Annotated in this window: 14 protein-coding genes; 8 read left to right on the top strand and 6 right to left on the bottom strand. The window is 35.0% G+C overall.

The annotated features are described in order from the left end of the window. Positions 1-16: 16 nt before the first annotated feature. The 4 genes from AAYQ19_RS21035 to AAYQ19_RS21020 all read right to left on the bottom strand — a co-directional run bounded on the left by AAYQ19_RS21035 (position 17) and on the right by AAYQ19_RS21020 (position 6,412). Positions 17-394, bottom strand: coding sequence for a response regulator (locus AAYQ19_RS21035; protein WP_343539086.1), 378 nt, complete (start codon positions 392-394; stop codon positions 17-19). Positions 395-854: 460 nt separating this feature from the next. Next, the gene (locus tag AAYQ19_RS21030) at positions 855-4,070 is read right to left on the bottom strand and encodes a TonB-dependent receptor (RefSeq protein ID WP_343539084.1); all 3,216 of its coding nucleotides are present in this window, start codon (positions 4,068-4,070) and stop codon (positions 855-857) included. A gap of 295 nt (positions 4,071-4,365) precedes the next feature. Further along, positions 4,366-5,730, bottom strand: a complete 1,365-nt coding sequence (locus tag AAYQ19_RS21025) for an ATP-binding protein (protein WP_343539081.1) — start codon at positions 5,728-5,730, stop codon at positions 4,366-4,368. Then, positions 5,720-6,412, bottom strand: coding sequence for a response regulator transcription factor (locus AAYQ19_RS21020; protein WP_343539080.1), 693 nt, complete (start codon positions 6,410-6,412; stop codon positions 5,720-5,722). The genes AAYQ19_RS21025 and AAYQ19_RS21020 overlap by 11 nt, the downstream gene beginning before the upstream one ends. A gap of 159 nt (positions 6,413-6,571) precedes the next feature. Between AAYQ19_RS21020 and AAYQ19_RS21015 the strand changes: the two genes are divergently transcribed. From AAYQ19_RS21015 to AAYQ19_RS20990, 6 genes are all read left to right on the top strand, one after another. After that, a complete protein-coding gene (locus AAYQ19_RS21015) occupies positions 6,572-7,030 on the top strand; it encodes an RNA methyltransferase (RefSeq protein ID WP_343539078.1) in 459 nt (152 codons plus the stop codon). Between the two features lie 154 nt (positions 7,031-7,184). Beyond that, the gene (locus tag AAYQ19_RS21010) at positions 7,185-8,408 is read left to right on the top strand and encodes a TolC family protein (RefSeq protein ID WP_343539076.1); all 1,224 of its coding nucleotides are present in this window, start codon (positions 7,185-7,187) and stop codon (positions 8,406-8,408) included. A gap of 47 nt (positions 8,409-8,455) precedes the next feature. Beyond that, entirely contained in the window at positions 8,456-9,466 is a 1,011-nt protein-coding gene (locus AAYQ19_RS21005; protein WP_343539074.1) for an efflux RND transporter periplasmic adaptor subunit, read from the top strand. Between the two features lie 65 nt (positions 9,467-9,531). Further along, the gene (locus tag AAYQ19_RS21000; RefSeq protein WP_343539072.1) at positions 9,532-9,831 is read left to right on the top strand and encodes a DUF190 domain-containing protein; all 300 of its coding nucleotides are present in this window, start codon (positions 9,532-9,534) and stop codon (positions 9,829-9,831) included. Between the two features lie 4 nt (positions 9,832-9,835). Then, a complete protein-coding gene (locus AAYQ19_RS20995; RefSeq protein WP_343539071.1) occupies positions 9,836-12,952 on the top strand; it encodes an efflux RND transporter permease subunit in 3,117 nt (1,038 codons plus the stop codon). 131 nt (positions 12,953-13,083) lie between these two features. Next, positions 13,084-15,096 (top strand): M13 family metallopeptidase, encoded by a 2,013-nt coding sequence (locus AAYQ19_RS20990; protein WP_343539069.1) that lies wholly within the window; start codon positions 13,084-13,086, stop codon positions 15,094-15,096. 56 nt (positions 15,097-15,152) lie between these two features. Here AAYQ19_RS20990 and AAYQ19_RS20985 read toward each other — a convergent pair whose 3' ends face one another. Both AAYQ19_RS20985 and AAYQ19_RS20980 read right to left on the bottom strand, forming a co-directional pair. After that, complete coding sequence (locus tag AAYQ19_RS20985; RefSeq protein WP_343539067.1) at positions 15,153-16,235, bottom strand: PKD domain-containing protein; 1,083 nt, start codon at positions 16,233-16,235, stop codon at positions 15,153-15,155. A 13-nt stretch (positions 16,236-16,248) separates the two neighbouring features. Continuing rightward, a complete protein-coding gene (locus AAYQ19_RS20980; protein WP_343539065.1) occupies positions 16,249-17,814 on the bottom strand; it encodes a rhamnogalacturonidase in 1,566 nt (521 codons plus the stop codon). 681 nt (positions 17,815-18,495) lie between these two features. Between AAYQ19_RS20980 and AAYQ19_RS20975 the strand changes: the two genes are divergently transcribed. Next, positions 18,496-21,723, top strand: coding sequence for a SusC/RagA family TonB-linked outer membrane protein (locus AAYQ19_RS20975; RefSeq protein ID WP_343539063.1), 3,228 nt, complete (start codon positions 18,496-18,498; stop codon positions 21,721-21,723). An 18-nt stretch (positions 21,724-21,741) separates the two neighbouring features. Further along, positions 21,742-23,670: a RagB/SusD family nutrient uptake outer membrane protein gene (locus tag AAYQ19_RS20970; protein WP_343539062.1), complete on the top strand. Its 1,929-nt coding sequence runs from the start codon at positions 21,742-21,744 to the stop codon at positions 23,668-23,670. Positions 23,671-23,760: the final 90 nt, after the last annotated feature.

Below are 23,760 nucleotides of genomic sequence, written 5' to 3'. Positions count from 1 at the left end.
TTTTTCGAAAAGTCTCTTAAATACTAAAATGGCTTATAATTTTTTTTAATTCATTGAAATCACTAGGCTTCGAAATGAATTCTTTTGCACCATAATTTCTTGCCTTTATTTTTGTTTCTTCAAATTGCGAAGTAGAAAAAACAATGATTGGTATATCTTGAATGATTTTTTGCGTTTTAATTTCTGCTAAAAATTCAAAACCGGACATGATTGGCATATTCAGGTCAAGAAAAATTATATCAGGATTTAGTTCGTGATGAATCAGCTTTTTGAGTGCTTCACCAGCACTATGCATTGCGGTATAATCAGCATTAGAAACAGCTTGAAGTGCTTCTTTGAAAAATTCGCAATCGTCAATATCATCGTCAATTTGCAATATATTTTTATAAGTCATGGCTTTCTAGTTTTAATTAAAAGATGAAGAATCAATTTCTCTTTTTTGAAATCTTTTGAGATAAAGAGAATAGTTAATAATTATTGACAGTTAAAGCCTCGGTTTATTGTACAGAGACTTTTTTGATCATCAAAATAATCTTCATCATTGCAGTGCGGGGGCACAACTGTAATTGGAAATTGAAATTAAAAATAGAATAAAGCGTAACGAAAAGTATAGGTGTTTCATTAGAGTCAAAATTTAGTGTTAAGGCTGCAATGAAAATAAGAAATAAGATTTTCCTTTCTTTTATATAATTTTTTAAAAGTTTTATATAATTAACACTATGTGGTTTAATCAAAGGAAATTGAATTTGACTTTTTAGAAGTATTTTGAGGAAAAAGTCCTTATAAAAAAGAATCTCCAAGTTTCCCTTTTAAAAGAAACTCGGAGATAATAAAAAAATAAAACACAAATCTTCTTAGAATGAATATCTAACTCCAAGTTGTCCTTGAAATCTCGACGCTAACTGATCTACAGTGTATGGTGTTGATGTAGGTTTTTGGAAAGTATAAGTTGGGTCTCCCGTGGCAACTCCACCAAGATTTCCTGATTTTGTTAAGCCAAGGCTCGCTGTTGAATTGTAAGTGTTTGGAACGAAATAGCTTCTTCCCCAATCTTTATTGATAAGGTTTCCGATATTTGCCATGCTGAAAGAAATTTGGAATGTACCTACTTTTGCTACATTGATTTCATCCATCAATTTTAAATCTGCTTGAATGTTCCAAGGTGTTGTGTCACCATTCCTTTGAGTGAATGTTCCTCTTCTGCTTTTTAAATAATCATTTCCATTAATAAAAGCTTCATAATCGGCTACTTGTTGCGCTGCTGTCGCAGATGGAACTCCAGCTGAATTTACTCCAATATATTTTGCTGCTTCTGCTGCATCTTTAAAGATATAAGCCAACCCTGCTGCTTGCCCAGTTCCTGCAATTGTTGAATTCACGAATCCCCAAGAAAATGGATTTCCTGATTGTGCATTGAAATAAACATTAGCTGATAATGTATTATTTGAAGCCAATTTTACTCCATAACCAACATTAGAAACAATTCTGTGTTTGATATTAAAGTTTGAAGTAGCCAATTGAGGATTATTAGGCGTTAATGACTGATTCATTTGGAAGTTACTTTCCATAGAATTACGAATTCCGTTTGTAATGTCGCGAGAATCTCCGTACGTATAAGCCACCATAAAGTTGAAACCAAAATCATAAGTTTTAGAAATCATCTCAGTAATGCTGTAACGGTATCCCTTATTTGTATTTGACAATAAGTAAGCATTAGAAAAAGCAGAATTTATATTAGCAGCATAAATTGGCATTTCGTGCTTTGTGTCATAAGAAAAATAAGTAGGATTATCTGTTTTGTTTACTTGTTGGAATTCTAGGTCGCGAATAACTTTTGTGTAAATACCTTCAATTGTAAATTTATATCCATCGATCGTTTTGTCAAAAGCCAATGAATTTCTTAAAACAGCTGGCATTTTGAAATTATTATCAATTAAATCGGCCTGAACTTTTGGAACTGCATCGTGGTAACCGTTAAGCCCGCCAGTTGCCAAAGGATCTCCAGCAGCTGCAACTTGAGCAGGAGTAAGGTTATTTTTGTCATAACTTCCGTAACCAACACCATCATTGTAATATGCATAACCTAACCAAGCAAAAGGAATTCTTCCTGTAAACACTCCAGAACCACCTCTAATTACAAATGTTTTGTCTTCGTCAACATTGTATGTAAAACCAACTCTTGGAGAAACTAGGGCAGAACCAAAGAAATTGTTTTTAATTTGACTTAATGGCGTGTATGTATAAGTTGTTCCGTAATTAGGATCTTCTGGAGAGTTTTGTACTTGTGAGCTTAAGTTCGGTTTGTTTGGCAAATCGGTATAATCAACACGTACGCCAGGAACAACTTTTAATTTTGAACCCACTCTTATTTCATCCTGTGCATAAAAACTGTACATATTGATTTTGAATTTTGCATACGGATTATTGAAAATATCATCTCTTGTAGAACCGTCAAAAGGGTAAGTTCCACGAACACGAGTAGGAAGTTTATTGTAGAAATCAGCAAGAGATTTGTATGAAACTCTTCCGTTAAGTGCGTTTACGAAACCGTAATTGATGTCGTAAAACTCATTGTGTGTACCAAACAAGAAAGTATGATTTCCTGTTTTGTATGTAAGGTTATCAGTGATTTCAGTTGTGTTTTGTTTCATGTTGAAAACAGTCGCTTCACGATCATTTCCTAAGAAAATTGTACCACCATTATATCCAATTTCGGTTTGAGGAAACATGATATTGTTGGATTTTGGATCACGATAATCTTTTATAGCCGAATAACTTGCAATAAATGAGTTTGACCATTGGCTGTTGAAATGCGTTTTTAATTCTAAAACCGTACTAATTGCTTGATTTTTCTGCGTAAAATCCATACTTGCAAATCTGAAGTTTGCGGCATCTCGTTCTAAGTTTGTTGCTTGAGAAACGACAGTATTATTTCGGATTGAAAGTGAGTTTTTCTCGTTGATTTTCCAATCTAATTTATTGAAGAATTTCTGGCTCTTAGAAAAGTTATTGTATGCTCCATAAGTTCCTGGATCGAATCCGTAGTTTGTTTTTACGAATTGCGAAATCTGTTCTGCAGTTGCATTATCAACTAAAGAAGTTATTTTTCCGTTGGCATCTGTTTGTCCCGCATTGTAAAAAACAGGATCTGTTCTTTCAGCATATTCCATGTTGGTAAAGAAGAACAATTTGTCTTTGATAATTGGCAATCCTAATCTGAAACCAATTTGGTAATCTCCAAATGAGCTTGGCATTTTTGAGCCATCGCCAACATTATTCGGTCCTGTGATTGCGGCGCTTCGTCCGTAGCTGTAAATAGATCCGCTTACTGTGTTGGTTCCGCTTCTTGTTACGGCATTAACGCTTCCTCCTAAAAAGTTTCCTAATTTAATATCGTAAGGAGCAATATAAACTTGGATATCTTGAATAGCATCTAAACTAATAGAATTTGAACGTGTACTGCTTCCTGGCATTCCAGAAGTTCCAGATTGTCCTCCTAATGACGGGCTAAAACCAATTGCGTCATTATTAATCGAACCGTCGATTGTTACGTTGTTGTATCTGAAATTGGTACCTGCAAAAGAGTTGTTTGAGCTCTGCGGCACTAATTTCGTAACATCCTGAATTCCTCTGTTTATTAACGGAAGGTTGTTTACTTGTTTTTCATTAATGCTTGTACCATTATTTTTGGATGATGGTTTAGAGCTCGTAATTACCACTTCTTCCAATACATTATTATCTGCTTTAGCAAGGACAATTGTTGGCAAATCATTTTCGCCAAGGGCTAAATTAATTTGAGCATTTGAATAATCTTTAGTGTCTTGGCTTTTAATTTCTAATTCGTAAGGACCACCTGCACTTAAATTTTCGAAACTAAATCGGCCTTGTTTGTCTGTCTTTGCTTTGTAAACTGCATTAGTAGGCAAATGCGTTAAAGTAACATCAGCATCGATAACTGCAGTTGTTCCATCGTTGACCTTTGCCGACAAAGATGAAGTTGTAATCTGGGCAAAAATACTTCCTGCAGTCAGAAGCATTAAAGCCGAAAAAATGAGTTTTAGTTTTGTCATGTTATTAGTTTTTATTTTTGACAAATAAACTCGCTTTCTTTTGATTCGATTTAAGGCTTTTGTTAACGAAAAATAAAAAAACTATTCTATGTTAATTTAGAATTATTGATAGGTTATTTTAAGAACAAGGTTGTAACGCTTTAAAATCAGTGCTTTGAGAAAAACGCCTAAAATAAAGGGATTAGAGATGGATTTGAACTAGATTAGAGATAGATTAGAGTGTTATGCAAATGTTACCGATTCACAAAATCCGAATTTTCAGAATTCGATTACGTTGCTTTTTTATTGCAAAAAATTAAGGAAACAAAAGAGAAAAACTAGTTCCTTTTTCCAATTCAGAATCTACAATTAAGGTAATGTGATGACGTTTCAGAATTTCCATAGTTATAAAAAGTCCCAAACCTTGCCCTTTTATATGTCGTGTACGATCGCTTCTAAAAAAGAGATCAAAAATGTTTTCTTTGTCTTTTTCGGCAATTCCAGAACCTTGATCGACTATTTTAAGCAAAAGCTTTCCATCTTTTTCAAACGCCACAATAGTAACAGGTGAAGGAAATGAAAATTTTATCGCGTTATCTACGATATTATATAACGCTGTAAAAAGCATGTGTTTATTGGCATGAACCGAAAGCAATTCTTCATTTTCAAGATCTTCTAAATTAACAGAGATTTTCGATCCAGGATATTCGATTGCCTTTTTTTCCAAAACATTCCATATAATCTCGTCAATCCTAACGGTTTCCATTTGTTCTGGCTCAGCAAGTTGTAATCCTGACAAAACCAAAAGTCCGTCTAAAATTGATTTGAGCTGAAAGGTATCTTTTCGAAGTGATTTTAGCAATTCTTCATATTGCTCATTTGTTCTTGGCTGTTGCAATGAAACGTCAATATCTCCTATGATTACGGTAAGAGGCGTTTTCAGTTCGTGCGATGCATTTTTAAGAAAATTATTCTGAATGGTAATACCGTTTTCTAATCTTTCTAAAAGATAATTAAAAGTTGTGATTAGTTCTTTGATTTCATCTTTTCCGCTCGCTGTTGGCATTTCTAATCTCGAATGCAGATTTTCGGTTGTTATGGTATTTACTTTTGCAATAACATCTTCAAAAGGCCTAAAAGTTTGTCTGGCCAAAAATCTTCCCAAATAGAAATTAAGCGGAATTACGACTAAATAAGAGAGAATGAAAATTAAGCTCAAAACATCCAATTGTCGTTCTCCAACCGCATCAATTCCTGAAACCACAATAATAAAATCACCTTGATTATCTTGATAAAATAAGCCAGTGAATTGCCTGTTTTCTTTAGTAAAATGTAAAATTCGGTTTTTAGAAATGGCTTTTAATTCCTTATCAGTTAATTTGATATTGATGCCGTCACGAAGGTATAATTCCTTGGTTTTTGCATTATATATTCGGATGGTTTGATTGGTGATTTTTTTATACTGAATTTCTATTCTTTGGTAACGTGAACTATCTATCTTAGTAATTTCATCTTTTTCAAAATAAAAAAAAGCAGTGATTAAAGCACTGTCTTCAAGTCTTTCATAATATAAATCTTGTCTGTGGGTTTTAAAAAGCAAGAATGATCCAGTCAGCACAAGTCCGACGATAAAAGCAAATAGCAGTGTAGAATTTACCGATAATTTGGTTTTAAGATTCATTAACCTTGTTTTTGAGCATATATCCAGTTCCTTTTACCGTATGAATAAGCGGAGTAGGGAAATTTTTGTCTATTTTGTTTCGCAGATAATTGATATAAACATCGACTGTATTGGTATTCATATCGAGATCAATATTCCAAACTGCTTCGGCAATTGCAATTCGCGATAAGGCTTTTTCGCGGTTTTTCATAAAAAAAATCAAAAGCTTTAATTCTCGCGATGAAAGATTAAGTTCTTTTCCGTCACGCGACGCACTTTGTTCTTTCATGTTAATTTCAATTCCAGCATAAGATTGGAAATCTAAAATTCCGTTGCTAAATTCGGAACGACGAAGTTGTGCATTAATTCGTGCCAAAAGTTCTTCAAACAAAAATGGTTTTGCTAGATAATCATCGGCACCAGCCTGAAGCCCTTTTACTTTTTCGTGAGGAGTGTCTAGCGCGCTGAGAATAAGGATTGGTACAATTACTTTTCTGCTTCTCAAGATTTCACAAACTTCAAAACCAGTGATGTCCGGAAGCATGATATCTAAAATAATAATGTCATAAGTGTTTTCCATTACTTCATTAATGGCGTCAAACCCCTTATTGACATTTTTAACTTGGTAAAGTTGTTCTTCAAGTCCTCTGATAATGAAAGAGGCGACTCTTGGATCGTCTTCCACTAATAATATTTTATTCATATCGCTAAAGTGCAAATATTTGTTATGGCAAGGTAGTAATTGTTTTGATGCAGTATTTGGATTATTTGGAAAAAAAATGTTATGATTTAGAAAAAAGAGTTAAAGTGTTTTTATGGCCTTCGCTATAAATTCATACTTAAACTTTGTACTTTTGCCTCTATGAATGACAACTTTGTAAACGAGTATTTTGGCATAGGAATACAAAATGGCAAAACGCCTGAAAATTTAGGAGTTTTGTGGCGATCGGCTCAAAATATGGGCGCTACTTTTATTTTTACTATAGGTAATCGATATGCAAAACAAGCATGCGATACACATGATGCCGTAAAATCAATTCCTTATTTTCATTATGAAACTTTTGAAGCTTTCTTTGAAAATTTGCCTAAAGGAGCACGACTAGTTGGTGTGGAATTAGCCGATAGAGCTTCTGACTTAGAAACTTTTGAACATCCAAGAAGATGCGTTTATTTATTAGGAGCCGAAGATCATGGCTTATCTAAGAAAGCGATGGATAAATGTCATCATTTAGTGAAATTTAAATCAGAAAAAAGTCTAAATGTTGCCGTGGCTGGAACTATCATTATGTATGACAGAAATTTATCGAAGCCACGTTCTTAAAATAAAGTCTTTTTAGAGACGCTGTTGTGAATCACTTTTCTTATCTGATTATTTTTTTATTTGTAAGTGTTTAATAGCTAGGTTTTTTCGTATATTTATGTTGCAATAAATAAAGAATAGAACTATGCGAAAACACTACTTTCTTTTATTTGTTTTGTTGACCTTACTTTCCACTAAAGGAATTTCACAAACTAATTATAGTCTTCAAAAATCCCTCCAAACCGCTAAAAAAAATAATCTCGTTCTCAAAGGCCAATATTATGATGTTGATATTGCAGAAAGTGATATTGTAACGGCGAAATTAAGACCAAACTTAATTTTAGGATTCAACTATATTGGCATTGCTACAGAAAAAAATTATGCACCTAATACAGGTTTTTTTAATAGTGCCAATACGCAAACGAATGTACAATTGGGCAAAGTTTTTCAGCTTGCAGGAACACGTAAGAATAAAATTGAGTTCGCAAGCCAAAATTCGGTACTGACGCAAAAAAATTACAATGAAATAGAGCGTAATCTTTTTCAGGATGTAGGTTTGAAATGGGTTGATGTGTGGGCCGCGCAAAAACAATTGGAAATAGTAAAAAGAGCAAGCAGTAACTTGGATAGCTTGGTTATTATAAATAAAGTACGCTTAAAGAATCAGGTAATTACAGAAACAGATCTAAATCGTACCACACTGCTGGCTAATCAATATGTATTAGAAATAAAAAAAGCAGAACAAAATTTAAAGAACGAACTACTCAGCCTTAAATACTTACTGGGAACTCAAGAAGAAATAAATATTGATTCTAACGATGATTTTGTATTTGTCCTGCCTTCTAATTTGGAAGATTTTTTACAGGAAGGTTTAGATAAACGAACAGATGTTTTGGCTTCTAAATCAATTGTAGATGTTGCTAATACGAATATCAATCTTCAAAAATCGTTAGCATATCCTCAGCCCGAGCTGGGACTAATTTACAACCCACAAAATACAATTCCCTATGTTGGTTTATATGGTACAGTCGAGCTTCCTTTTTTTTCAAGAAATCAAGGTGAGATAAAAAAATCAAGTTTTCTAAAACAACAAGCCGAGCAAAATTTAGAAGCAACTCAAGTTTTAATTCGGGCAGAAATAACGAATGCTTTTAATGCTTATCAGACTCAGAAAAGTAATCTCGAGAATTTTACTGGACTATTGACCAGATCAGAGAATATTTTAAAGAGTGTAAAATATTCTTATCTGAGAGGCGGTACGACTATTATCGATTTTCTTGAAGCGCAACGCAGCTGGCTCGACATACAGCAACAATATTATGATTCAATGCAAGAATACAGAAGGAGTTATATCAAACTGCTATACGCCTCTGGTTTAATAAATCAAATAGCGCAATAATGATTTGAAGCAACTGTAGAACCATTAAAACCCAATACTATTTACATATGAAACATTTAATAAAGTATAGTGGCATTATAGTATTATTTCTTTACGCCTGTAGCGGAAAAGAAAAGAAGCAAGACCAGGTAGTAAACAACTTGCCACAGGTAACGAATAACGGAAGAACGATTGTATTTCCGACTGACAGCAGTGCCGTTTTCTTTGAAACAGAATCTATAGGCAATTCGGTTCTTAATAATCAAATTATGGCTCCTGCAAAAGTTTCTGCTACGGTTATGAAATCGCAGGAAGGAGCATCGCAAAATATTATTTTATTTGAAAATCCAGATTTGGCAGCTAGTTACACACAGTTGATTCAACATTTGGCTAATATCAATCAAATTCAGAATAAAAATATTAAGCAAAAACAAATAGAGGTCGATCGAGCTAAAGACTTGCTGGCTCACGGTGCGGCAACAGGCAAAGATTTGCTTGAGGCGCAGACTGCATTATCTGTAGAACAAACCAATTTGGCTAATGAAAAAGCGGCTTTGATCGAGTATGAAACAAACTTGAAAGCGGGCGGATTTGAACCTGAGGCTCTCAAAAAGGCAAAAGCGGGGACATCCTTTATTATCTGTGATATTCCGGAGAATCAGATAAGCAGAATAAAAAGCGGAGATAACTGTACAGTACAATTTACAGCTTTCCCGAATGAAAAATTCTCTGGAAGAATTGATGATATTGCTGATATGATTGATCAATCTACAAGAATGGTTAAACTGCGTATTAGCCTAAACAATGCAAGCGGTAAGTTTAAGGCAGGTATGTTTGCGAATGTTTCTTTTGGAATAAGCGAAGGCGATAACATAAGCATTGATAAAAATTCATTGGTTACGGTTCAGGCAAAAAATTATGTTTTTGTAAAAAAAGGCAATAACGAATTTGTACGTACTGAGGTTACGATAGGAAATCAAATTGGAGACAGAATTGTTGTTTATAATGGTTTAATGAGTGGTGATGCTATAGCCGTTAAAGGCGTTATGCAACTAAAAGGGCTCAGTTTTGGGTATTGAAAACAAAGATTATGTCTTTAAAAACAAGTGAAAATAGAATCGGCTAACACTTTAAAAAGAAAACAATGATTCAAGCACAAGTATACATAGATAAAGATGAGTTAAAAGGAACACAGCCTTTATACGAATACATTTTACGATTTTTGATTGAACACAAAATTATGGGAGCAACCGTGTTTCATGGCAAATTAGGATATGGAGCCAGTCGCTATCTTAACAGACCTCATGATTTGTTCAGTTTTGATAAAATACCATTACTGATCAATTTTATAGATGAAGATGAAAAAGTAAAATCGGCTTTAACTGCTTTGAGAAAAGTATATAAAGGAGGTTTTATAGTGACGAATCAAGTAGAAAAATGGTAAACAGATGATCAAAAATTTACTAATATTCAGTCTTCGTAATCGATGGGTCATAATTGCAATTAGTGTTGTATTAATGGCAACAGGTTTTTGGTGTTTTACCAAATTAAAAATAGAAGCTTATCCAGATATTGCAGATACGAATGTAATTATAGTAGCACAATATGACGGTAGAGCAGCTGAAGAAGTAGAACAACAAGTTACCATTCCTATTGAAAGAGCTTTGCAGAATACGCCAAATGTTTTAGACCGAAGAAGCAGAACTATTTTTGGATTATCAGTTGTACAGCTTACTTTTAAAGATGGAACCGATGATTATTTTGCGCGCCAGCAAGTGACAGAACGACTTACAGAAGCTGAATTACCGGATGGTGTTACGCCTTCATTAGCACCGCTTTCTACCGCTGTTGGTGAGATTTTCAGATATGTTGTAGAAGCTCCGTCAAACTATAGCCAGGCTGAACTTCGAGATCTTCAGGATTGGGTTATAAAACCCGCTTTGTTGCAAGTTCCAGGAATAGCTGATGTGACTACTTTTGGAGGACCATTAAAGCAATTTCACATTATTACTTCGCCAGAAAAACTCAGAAAATATAATCTTACGCTGAAAAATGTAATGGATGCGGTAGATGCCAATAATCTAAATACGGGCGGAAATATTATTGAAAGAGGCGGACAAGGTTTTGCAGTGCGCGGATTGGGAGCAATTAAAACGGAGCGAGATATTCAAAATATTGTTCTTAAATCTGAAAGCGGTGTTCCTGTTTTTGTTCGTGATGTTGCAACTGTAGAAATCACGCCACCACCGCCAAGTGGAGTTATGGGATATACGGTTACTCAAGACAAAAAAGATGTAAGCAGTGGTGTTGAAGGCATTATTCTATTAAGACGATATGAAAATCCAAGCGAGGTTTTAAAATTGTTAAAAGAAAGAATGGCCGAACTACAGGAGAATGATTTGCCTCAAGGGGTAAAACTGCGCCCTATGTACGACAGAACGTTTCTGATAGATCATTCGCTTGAAACGGTTGCACATACTTTATTTGAAGGAATTTCTATTGTAATCATATTGTTGATTTTATTTCTTGGAAGTGTCAGAAGTGCATTGGTTGTAGCCTTGACGATTCCGTTTTCATTATTATTTGCTTTTATTTTAATGAGACTAACAAATATTCCTGCCAATCTGCTTTCGCTTGGAGCAATAGATTTCGGAATTATTGTAGACGGTGCCTGCTTAATGGCGGAACATCTTATACGGAAATACAGAACAGCCACACCAGAAGAAAAACAAGATGGGATTGTTCAAATCACACTGCAAGCGGCCCAAGAAGTTGGAAGAGAAATTTTCTTTTCTGTAACCATTATCATCTTGGCTTATATGCCTATTCTTTTAATGACTAGAGTAGAAGGGAAATTGTTTTCTCCAATGGCTTTAACTTTGGCTTTTGCGGTTATTGGTTCAATGCTTGGAGCACTTACTTTTATTCCTGTCTTGATTTCGTTTGTTTATAGAAAAGCGATGCTTGACATAGATAAACCAATAAAAGAACACAAAAATGTGGTGTTGGATTATTTGACTAGAGCTTATGAAAAAACATTATCAAAGTTTTTAAATAATTACAAAAAAACGACAGTCATTGGTTTCTCTATTGTGGCAATATTTATTTTATGCGGCTTGAAATTAGGAACCGAATTTTTACCGACATTAGATGAAGGATCAATTTTTTTAAGAGGAAATTTTCCAGCAGGGATTTCGATACAAGAAAATGCCAAATACGCTCCTAAAATCAGAAAAATAATCGCTAAATATCCACAAATATCTTACGTAATAACACAAACCGGACGTAATGATGATGGTACCGACCCGTTTCCTGCCAATAGAAATGAAATTTTAGTTGGATTAAAAGATTACAAACTCTGGAGTGATACGATTGCCAAAAAAGATTTGGTCGAAATAATAAAAAATGATCTGCGACAAGAAATTCCGTCAGTACAATTTTCTTCGGGACAGCCTATTATTGATCAGGTTATGGAAATTGTAAACGGAAGTGCAGCAGATCTCGCAGTTTCTGTGGTAGGAGATGATTTGGAAATGATGAGAAAGAAGGCAGAAACAATTGCACAAATTGCTAAAAATACGCAAGGTGCGGATAATGTTAATATTGAACAAGAAGGGGAGCAAGAACAATTAGCAATTGATATCAATAGAGAGCAAGCTGCGAGATTTGGAATTAATGTGGCCGACATTCAAAATATGATTGAGGTAGCAATTGGCGGAAAGACAATTTCAACTTTATACGACGGAGCAAAACGTTATGACATTGTAGTTCGTTTTTTGCCTCAATACAGAAACTCTATTGATGCAATAAAAGAGATTTTAGTGCCATCTTCAAATGGTGCTTTAATTCCAATGAATCAATTGGCAAACATCCATTTTGTTGAAGGTCAAACAAATATTTATCGTTATGGAAGCAAACGCATGATTACGGTAAGAACTAATATTAAGGGAAGAGATCAAGGAAGTTTTGTGAAAGAATTACAAGATAAAGTAGGCAAAAATGTAACTGTGCCGAAAGGATACAGTATCATTTATGGAGGGCAATACGAAAATCTCGAAAGAGCTGGAAAACAATTGGCATTTACTATTCCATTAACGATCATTATGGTTTTCTTGTTTCTTTTCATGCTTTACAAAAATTTTCAGCATACTATGATTACCATGAGTTGTATTTTGTTTGCATTAGGAGGCGGCATTATGGCTTTGCTTCTTAGAGGGTATTATTTTAATGTTTCTGCCGGTGTTGGTTTTGTTAGCATTTTTGGAATTTCAGTAATGTCGGGTGTACTACTTGTGTCAGCTCTCAATAGAAAAACTTTGTTTAAGAAAGATGATTTACAGGAAAATGTACTTACAGCTTCAAAAGAACAACTACGAGCTTTGTTGTCGATTCTGGTTGTCGCAATTGTAGGCCTTATTCCCGCCGCGACATCTTCAGGAATTGGTTCCGATGTGCAACGACCACTTGCAACAGTAATTATTGGTGGCTTGACGAGTACATTATTTTTTGCACCCATATTGATTCCTCCTTTATATTTTTGGATGAATGAAAGAAAGATGAAATGAAATTCAAAAACTTTAAAAATTAAAAACTGAATTCGTATATTGTTTTACCAAAATAACTATGCCAATTGGTAGACTTTAAAATGATTGACTTTAAACGTTTTTCAATTGGTTTTAATAGAAATATCTAGATTATGAAAAAATCATTAATGCTCTTCATTGCATTCTTAGCTTTTACAGCTTGTTCAAAACATCAGGAGAAAAAAAATGTTGCCATCACAGGAATAGATTCCACGCTGCGACCAGGTAATGATTTTTTTAAATATGTAAATGGCAAATGGTATGATTCTGTATCAATACCTGCATCTCAAGCCGGAGTTGGTGCCTACATGTTTATGAATTTCCCACAACGCATTCGTATGCAAGGAATATTGGATAGTATTTCGCAGAGCAAGAATCCAGAAGGAAGTATAGAACAAAAAGTAGGAGATTTTTATGCATCTGGTATGGACACAGTAACCATTGATAAACGTGGTTTTGAACCCATCAAACCGGTACTTGCCAAAATTGAGGCAATTAGTGATTTACCATCTTTAATGAACTTTGTTGTCAATCAAGCAAAAGTAGGTAATTCTTCTATTATCGCTTTTGGAGTGTCACCCGACGATAAAAATAGTAAAATGAATATTGCTCAAATCTATCAAACGGGTCTTGGTTTGCCAGATAGAGATTATTATTTCAAATCAGATTCATCAACTGTTGCAATACAGCAAGCGTACAAAAAATATCTTAGTGCCATATTTCAACTAACAGGAAATAACGCTAGTGAAGCTAAAAATAATGCTGATTTGGTTTATGATATTGACAAGCAACTTGCTGTTTCGCATAAAACGAAAGTGCAACTTAGAGATGTGCAGGCCAATTATAATAAAACAGCCGTTGCAGATCTTGTAAAAAAACATCCAAATATTGATTGGGCTACGTTTTTAAAAAACTTAGGAGCTCAAACTGATTTTATTAATGTATGCCAACCGGCCTATTATGATGCTCTAAATAAGCTCTTAAAAACCATTCCAATTAATAGCTGGAAAATTTACTTGAAAGCAAATTCTATAGAAAGATATGCAGATGATTTAAGCAAACCATTTGTAGATGCTTCATTCGAGTATACTAAAGTGCTTTCTGGTCAAGCTGTTCAGAAATCTCGTGGCGAAAAAATGGCTAATGTTATTGACAATTACCTAGGCGAAGCGTTGGGTGAATTGTATGTAAAGAAATATTTTTCAGAAGATGCTAAAAAACGCATGTTGATTCTCGTGAATAATTTGCAAAAAGCTTATGCAAAAAGAATTGATAAATTAGATTGGATGAGTCCTATCACGAAACAAAAAGCTAAAGAAAAATTGTTTGCCATTACCAAGAAGATAGGATATCCAGATAAATGGAGAGACTATAGTAATGTGCATATCACTAGAAACACTTATTTTGAGAATATGGTTTCGGCTTCTACTGCTGCATATCAATTTCAATTAGCAAAAATAGGCAAGCCAGTCGATAAATCAGAATGGTATACCACAACTCCAACCGTTACTGCATATAACAACCCTACAGCAAATGAAATTGTTTTTCCTGCAGGTATTTTGCAGGCCCCATATTTTGACAATAATGCAGATGATGCACTTAATTATGGAGGAATCGGAATGGTGATAGGCCACGAAATAACCCATACTTTTGATGATCAAGGTGCTCAATATGATAAAGATGGGAACTTAAAAGACTGGTGGACAAAAGAAGATTATGCAAAGTTTAAATCAAAAATACAGCAGGTTATCAATTTATATAATACCTATACTGTTTTAGATGGTCTGCATGTGAACGGTGCAATGACTGTCGGAGAAAATACAGCAGACATTGCTGGATTAGCAGTGGCTTACGATGCTTTTAAAATGACGGAACAAGGAAAAGGAAATACAAAAATTGACGGTTATACTCCAGATCAACGCTTTTTTATTTCATTGGCAAGAATATGGAGAGTAAAAATGAAAGATGAATTCCTTCGTTTGTGGATTAATAATAATCCGCATTCTCCACCAAATTGGCGTGTTAATGGTTCTTTAATGAATACAACACCTTTTTACAAAGCATTTGATGTAAAACCAGGAGATAAAATGTATCTGCCAGAGAAAGATAGAATAACGATTTGGTAATCACTAATAGACAAAAAAAGATGAGCTCAAATGCTCATCTTTTTTTATGTTTTCATTTAATAAACCGCCACATCCCAGACATTAGACATACGTGCTTTTCCAGAAGGTCCTTCTATATCTAGTATCACAATATATTTGCCGGCATTCTTATATTCATGAACAGGATTTTGCTCATTAGAACTTGTACCATCTCCAAAATCCCAATGCCATTTCGTAACGTTGCCTTTGCTTTCGTCTATAAATGACACCTGCCGTTTGTTCATGTTTGTTATTTTAAAAGACCATTTTGCATCAAATGATTTTTGATATTTTTGTTCAAGTGGCTGTAAGGTAAAAATAGTTCCAAGGCTTGAATTGCCATACATTTTGTGGTTTTTAGATAAATTCCAAAAACCTTTTTTCTTTTCATCATTTACATCATCATAATCGATTACTGCCCAAGTTAGCCCAATTTTTTTGTTATCATATAAATTAGATTCCACAGCTCTTTCTGGTCCTTCTGCGCCCGCATAATCAAACGGCGTAATCCAAAATTCTGCAATCAGTTTTCCTGGTTCGCCCGGCTTAAAGTTATAGGAATAGGCGATATTTGAATAAGGCATATTTTTGATCCATGGTTGACTGCCCCATGCCAGTGCCCAGTCTTTGCCAACAGCTGGCGTAAAAATGTGATAATTCTGCGCATGTACGCCGTGAAAATCAAAATAACGTTGTCGCCAAGAAAGATCTTGATTCAAATGTTGCTGATCAGTTAACGGGCCACCGGAGAGGTCGCCATCAACAATTATTTCAAAAATATCATTGTGGAGGTCAGGTAATGAAAAATCCCAATAATCATCATAAGCTTCATATAAAAAGTAAAGTCGGTTCAAGCCTTTTACCCATGCTACACGTACTTTTACATCTAGATTTTTAGGATCTGTTTTTGGGTAATGCTTTGAATCATCCCATAATTGGTCGGTACCTACAATATATTCTGCAGGAAAAGTATCCCAATCGTCTGTATTGCCATCAATTCTAGGGATCATATTGGCGGGAAATTGATATATTTTGTATCCTCTATCTTCTTGAGCAAATGTCTTTGAACCAAAGAAAAGAAAGATGCCGCATAACAAGAGAAATTTGTTTTTCTGTAACATAATGACTTTTATTTTAATATGTTTTTGTTGCTATTTTTTGAATTTCAATATCTTTAAATGGCTTGCTGTCTTTAATGGAGAACTCACTAACATCTTTCAATAAAAGGTTTTCGGATTTTTGATTTAGAGGTACATTTATATTCCGCATTCTCATATTATTTATGTCTGTAAGCATTATTGCAGGACGAGTTTCTTTACCAAGCAAATAAAGATTAATATTGTTAAGTTCAATGTTTTTGGCATGACGAATGAAAAATCCATATACGGGCAATATTCCAAATTTTTGTGGTTCTGGATACGCTTTTTCAAATTCAGGAACCTCTTGCTGAATGTTGGTTTCCGAAGAATCAAGAGGTCGATACCAGATACTTATATTACTAAGACGAATGTCTTCAATTGGATGATCAGGAATACCGCTTATAAGCGTAGCAAAACGAGAATCGGCATTATAAACATTTATGTTGCTGATGTTTATACGACGCAATGCGCCCAAAGGTGTATCATCCGGGGCCCTCATACGTCCGCCAAGGCGCAAGAAAATAGGGGAGTTTATAATATCGCGCATTGTTATATTTGTAATGGTCACATCTTCTAATAGGCCACCATCAACTGTTTCAAGCGCAAGTCCGCGACAGTATTCAAATATGCAATTGCTTATTGTAATGTTTTTAAAACCGCCGTTTGATTCGGTTCCAAATTTGATTCGTCCCGTTGGACCTTCTTTGTCTGGTACTAAATGGGCTTCATTACGTAAATAGGTGCCATTGTAAAAAGTACCACGATCAAAACCGCTTACACTGCAATTTGTTATAGTTACATTTTCGGTTGGGCGCGCATAGCCTAAGGCGTATGAACTTTTAAGACAAATTCCATCATCCCATGGAGAATTTACAGTGCAGTTTGATATGCGGACATTTTTGCAACAATCAACATCGATCCCATCTCGGTTGGTATCAATTTTCAGGTTGTCGATCGTGAGATTGTCAACGCCAGTAGCAAGTATACCAAAATGACCACCATATAGTATGGTAAAATCTTTCAGAATTACATTTCGGCAAAGCTTAAGTGCAATTGCCTTATTCCCTATAGGAGCCTTGTAAGGCCCTCCGCGCGTTAATCCTTTTCCATGAATTATTCCTGGACCCAAAATTGAAATGTCTTCCAGATTTTCGCCCCATATTAAACTATTATGCCAATGGCTATGTCCAAAATCTTGAAATTTATCATTTGAGGCAGGCTCTGGCGCATCATAACCGATCTCGTCATCAGGCAAAGCGCCAATAATTGTTGCGCCTTGGTCCAGATAAAGTGCAATATGGCTTTCGAGACGAATAGAATAGCTTAGGTAAGTACCTGCTGGAAAATAGACTGTACCACCGCCGGCTTTTGAAGCAGCTTGTATGGTGTTGTTTATAGCGCTGGTATCAAGTGTGTTTCCGTCTCCTTTTGCGCCATAAGACTTAACGTTGAAGGCTGTTTCGGGAAATGCCCAACTACTAGTAAGTACAGCGAAAAATAAACTCACGCCCAAAATGAATCTAGATGAAAGAAATGATAAAACAGCAAATGGGATTTTCATATCACAAGAAAAAATAAGGTATAATAGTTTGTAATGTAGTCGTTTATTTAGAAACAAATATCCTGCACAATCCTGCTTGCTAAAGTTTCTCTTTAAAACATTCAGATTATTTAGAGAAAATCTAGTAGAATTTTGAATTTGAATGCCGCTTTTTTGTTTTTAAGTGGCACATAGTCAGTTATGTTTTTATTCATTTCTCACATTTTTTTCTTTCAATTTTAAATTTCAATAGTTAAAATTTTGATTTTATAAAAAATGTCTTACTACTAGTCAAATAGTCCATCATAATAATTAAATAGACCATTTTTTTTAAGTATGCGATAAAATATGTTTGTCAAATATTAAAAAATAATTAAGACTTCATTAACAATTGTGGAAGATGAGGTTTTTTTTAAAAGAAATTACTAAAACGTTATAGTTTCTTAATTAGAAGATACTTGTTGAGATTTTAGTTTTTCAAAAATGTTTATGAGTTTAAAAGGAAGGCTTATGAAGAGAAAGTAGAATCAATATTGCGATTTATTAAGAGTAAATCAAAAATGTCTTGAACATTTTGATAAGTGAGAAAAAAATTAACTAACCAATATTTGTATGAAAAGAATGTACATTAATTTTTATTGCATGTCCCAAAACCAACCCCGAAAAAAGGGAGGACATGTAAATTCGTGTAAAACAATTTTTTTGAGTATAGCAATGATTTTGTTTTCGTTGCTGTCTTTTGCTCAAAATAAAAATGTTGTTACTGGAGTAGTAACAGATTCTAAAGGTTTGGCTATACCTGGTGTTTCAGTAATGATTCAGGGATCCAAAACAGGCACTTCGACTGATTTTGACGGAAAGTATACTTTACAGAACGTAAAATCGGATGATGTCATAGAATTCACTTTTATAGGCATGGAATCTTATGCAGTTAAAGCAGGAGGACAAAAAACAATAAACGCTACTTTGAAAGAAACCACATCAAATCTTAATGAAGTTGTTGTTGTGGGATTTGGTACACAAAAGAAATCTAATTTGACTGGAGCAGTATCTCAAGTTAAAATGGATGAAGTATTAGGAGATCGTCCTGTAACAACAGTTGCGGCGGCGCTTCAAGGAGCTGTGCCTGGTCTAAATATTACTAATGCGGCAACGCCGGGAGTGGCAGCGACTTTTAATATTAGAGGAGTAACTTCGATTAATAGTAATGGTGGTGGAGCATTGGTTTTGATTGATAATGCCGAAGGTGACGTGAATATGTTGAATCCGGAAGATGTTGAATCAGTTTCTGTCCTTAAAGACGCCGCTTCAACAGCAATTTATGGAGCTAGAGCTGCATTTGGGGTAGTGCTTATTACTACTAAAAAAGCGAAAAAGAATTCAAAAACTGTATTTAGTTACAACAATAACTTTGCTTATACTCGACCAATCAATCAAGTAGAGCAAGCCCCGATTGCTGATATTGTTCATACTATGGCAAATTGGAGCAATACGCCATTAGTGGGAGGGCCAACGAAACAGAATTTAGTGCTTTGGGAAAAATATATCAGAGATTATAATGCAGATCCAGTTAATTTCTTGAATAATAACCCGGGAAAATTTCAGGCAGAAGGAAGATTTTTGCCATCGGCTGATCCTCAAAGTTATTATTATCTGAAAGATACAGATATTCAAAATGGAATATTTGATAATCATGGAGTGCAAAAGATTAATAATTTCGGAGCACAGGGAGGTTCTGAAAAAATTACATATCGTTTATCTTTTGGTACAGTCAATAATGACGGTCCGCTTATTACAGATAAAGATAATTATGAAAGGTATAATTTAGGTTCTTATGTAAGTGCTGATTTAGCGAAGTGGATTAATACCTCTTTAGATTTTAAGTACAATACTTCAAACAGATCAATTGTGTCTTTAGGCCCGATCTACAGACAGTTGCCTAATTTTACTCCTGTTGATACAGCAGTGCCAAAATCAACTGATTTAAATGGTCTAACTTATATATTCTCTGCGCCTCAGAATTATATTAAATATGGAAATCCTGAGCAGTACGCAAGAAAAGAAACTAGAATTTTTTCTCGTACTGTCTTAACGCCATTCAAAGGATTTGAAGGAGTTCTGGAATACACTATGGATGATTTTTACAACGATTATAAATATTTTTCGAAAAGTACTGACTACATGGAAACCAATATGTTGGTAACGCCTTCTTCGCAAACACCAACTTATTTTAATAATAAAAGCAATAGCCAGTACCGTTCTTTAAATGCTTACATAACTTACGCATTTCAGAGTCCAAGTGGAGATCATAAATTTAAGTTGCAACAAGGTTTTTCTCAAGAAAGAACCTATTACGAAGCATTGAATGTTAATCGTAAAGAGATGATAAATAGTGATTTGCCATCTATTAGTACTGGGGTTGGAGAAACAATTGCTGATGATGCTTTTATTGACAAATCAATTCGTAGTACTTTTTATAGAGTAACCTACAACTATAAAGACAAATATCTTTTGGAAGCTAATGGTCGTTACGATGGTTCTTCAAAATTTCCAAAAGAAACTAGATTCGGATTTTTCCCTTCTTTTTCTGCAGGATGGCAAGTTGCTAAAGAGAGTTTTATGACATGGAGTAATTCTTGGCTAAACGAATTTAAACTTCGCGCTTCTTGGGGGCAAATTGGAAACCAAAATATTATCATGAGAAATAGCGCAGGCAACTGGGAAGAAGTTGTTTATGGATATTCTCCAAAAATGGATTCAAGCAGAGCACCATGGTTGGTAGGTACTACGCAACCGGCAACACTTAGTTTGCCACCTTTAGTACGTCAGGATTATACATGGGAGACTGCGGAAACAACAGATTTTGGAGTTGATATGTCTTTCTTAAAAAATCGTTTGCAACTATCTGCTGATTACTATATCCGTAAAACAAAGGGAATGCTAGCGCCGGGTATGGAATTGCCAGCGGTTGTTGGGGCAACAGCGCCACTTCAAAATACAGCTGATTTAGAAAACAAAGGTTGGGAAGCTTCTGCAAGTTGGAGAGATAAAATTGGCAAAGTGGGATACTATGTTGGATTCAACGTGTACGATTCACAAGCAGTTATCACTAAATATAATAACGCAGCAGGTTTGTTGACAATTGATGGTGCAGGAAATAATACTTCATACTACGTTGGTCAAAAAATAGGAGAAATCTGGGGGTACAGAAATGACGGGTATTACACTGTTGAAGATTTTAAAGATACATCTACATGGGCACTTAAAGATGGGGTGACTTCTATTAAAGGAACGGCAGTTCGTCCAGGAGATGTGAAATATAAAAACTTGGCTGATAATGGAACTTCGGTAGCGAATCAAATCGATCCAGGAGTTGGAACCACTGCTGATGCTGGAGACAGACAAGTAATTGGAAGCAATGCAGCTCGTTATTCTTACGGTATTAATGGTGGGGTAAATTACGCTGGATTCGACTTTTCATTCATTATGAATGGTGTTGGAAAAAGAGATGCTTGGGTGTCAGACATGTTACATTTTCCTCTTGTTGACCGTAATTTCTCAACGGTATATTCGCATCAGTTAGATTATTGGCAACCAATTGACGCTGCAAACGGAAATTGGCAACCAATCAATCCAAATCCGGAATATCCACGTCTTTATAACGAAAATGCAAACGTGGTAAGCAATACCAGAATTCAAGATAGATATTTGATTAATGCTGCTTACTTGCGTTTAAAAAACCTTACGTTAGGTTATAATGTGCCTGCAAATGTGGTTAAAAAAGTAGGTTTAAATACGTTCAAAGTATTTTGTTCTGTAGAAAACCCATACACATGGTCAAAACTTGAAAAAGGTAGAGATCCAGAAAGTTTGTCTTGGGGCTATCCGTTTTACACGACAACATCATTTGGTTTAAATCTGACATTCTAATACTTAAAAACTATGAAAATGAAAAAATATATATTAGGAATTACTGCTATGCTAGCTTTTGCAAGTTGTAATGATGATTTTTTGGAAAAATATCCAAAGGATGCGCTTTCCGAAGAAACGGCATTCGTAACAGCAGAAAATTTTAAAACTTTTGCTTGGGGGTATTACGGTGTTTTTACTGATGCAACTAATTTTTACCGTGGCATGAATAATGAGCAAGATACTTATAATGCTGATATGCTAGGAGGATGGTTGACTTGGAAAAATAAAACCGTTGATGGTAATCAAATGCGTACCCAATTGAAAGTTACGGGTGCTACAGGTAATGGTTGGACTTTTGCTCAAATTAAGCGTTGTAATTTTATGCTTGAGAACATTGATGGAAGTAAAATGTCTCAAGCAGATAAAGATCATTATCGTTCAGTAGGTTTGTTCTGGAGAGCTTATTCTTATTATGAATTGATTTCTCGTTTTGGAGATGTGCCTTGGATTGATAAGGTAATCCAAGAGTCAGATACGGATTTAATATACGGCGCTCGTACACCACGTAAAGAAGTTGCGGATCACTTATTGTCTGATTTGCAATGGGCTGAAACACACATCAGACCAACAGGAGATGGAGCAAATACTATTAATACAGATTGTGTGTTGGCATTAATGTCGCGTTTCTTCCTTTTTGAAGGGACGTGGAGAAAATACCATGGATTAGGAGATTCGGATAAATATTTAGACGAATGTATTCGTGTGTCGAAATTATTGGCAAACAAATACCCAACGGTTGCTAGTAGCTACGATATGCTATTGAATTCTCCAGATTTGAAATTATATCCTGGAATGATTTTGTACAAACAATTTGAAACAGGAACTTCTATCGTGCACTTAAGCGGACGTTATGAAAAAACAACAGCGTTATCTTATGATATGCCAAAATGTACTGTAGAGAATTATTTATGCAAGGATGGTAGGCCAATTTCGACTTCGCCACTTTACCAAGGTGATAAAACAATGTTTAAAGAGTTCCGTAACCGTGACTTGCGTTTAATAGGTACTGTTGTTCCTCCATACAGTCAGAAAACAAAAGTCGTTGGTGGAACTTTAAATCCTGATTATACTGATGTTTCGCCAGCGGTTTATAACGCAGTTGGTTATTATGCAGGAGATCCAGATGTGACTGATAATATGGAATTTAATGCTGTGGTTAAAGCGGCTTTTCCAGGGACTTCTAAGCGCCTTCCTGTACTGTGGTTAAGCGGCGATACAAGTTTTAATGCACCAAATATTGCTGATATCGGAGCGCCTCAGTTTGGTTCTTGGACTGGATATACATTATGGAGACATTATAATACTTGGGATGATTTTAACGCAAACGTTTCTGATAAACCTGTTTTCTGGATTGAAGAAACATTATTGAATCTTGCAGAAGCTAGTTTTGAAAGAGGCCAGTTCAATCAAGGAGTTGCAGATTTGACAATCAACAAATTACGTCCAAGAGCGGGTGTTGCCAATATGGTTGTTGCTAACATTGATGCAGATTGGGATACAAAACGTGACCAAACCGTACAACCAATTTTATGGGAAATTCGTCGTGAGCGTATGTCTGAGTTAATTGGTATGGGCTTCGGATTTCAAGATGTTCGTCGTTGGAAAAAAGGAGATTATTATATCAATCAACCTAATCTTGGGGTTTACGTAAAGAGATCTAGTTGGAGAAATCTTACGGCAACCGGAGCTGTTACTACAACAACAAATGCAAAATGGGCAAGTACAACTGGTCTGCCATTGGTAAACAAGGATTTCTCAGGAACAAATTTAGCAGAAGGCTATGTAAAACGTTTTGATGATCCTACTAAAATTGGAAAAGGATGGTTGGATAAATATTACTTAGAATGGATTCCGACAAATCAAATTGTATTGAATCCAAATATCAAGCAAAATCCAGGATGGTAATCCTTTAAAAATACATTTAATAATTTTTTGGTTTGAGTTATCTGTAGAAATCTCTTGTTCAGGATTATCCTTCTCCTGAATGGGAGATTT

The sequence above is a fragment of the Flavobacterium mesophilum genome (assembly GCF_039581405.1).
GTDB lineage: Bacteria > Bacteroidota > Bacteroidia > Flavobacteriales > Flavobacteriaceae > Flavobacterium.
The sequence above is the reverse complement of the archived record's forward strand: the minus strand, read 5'-3'. Positions and strand labels throughout refer to the sequence as shown.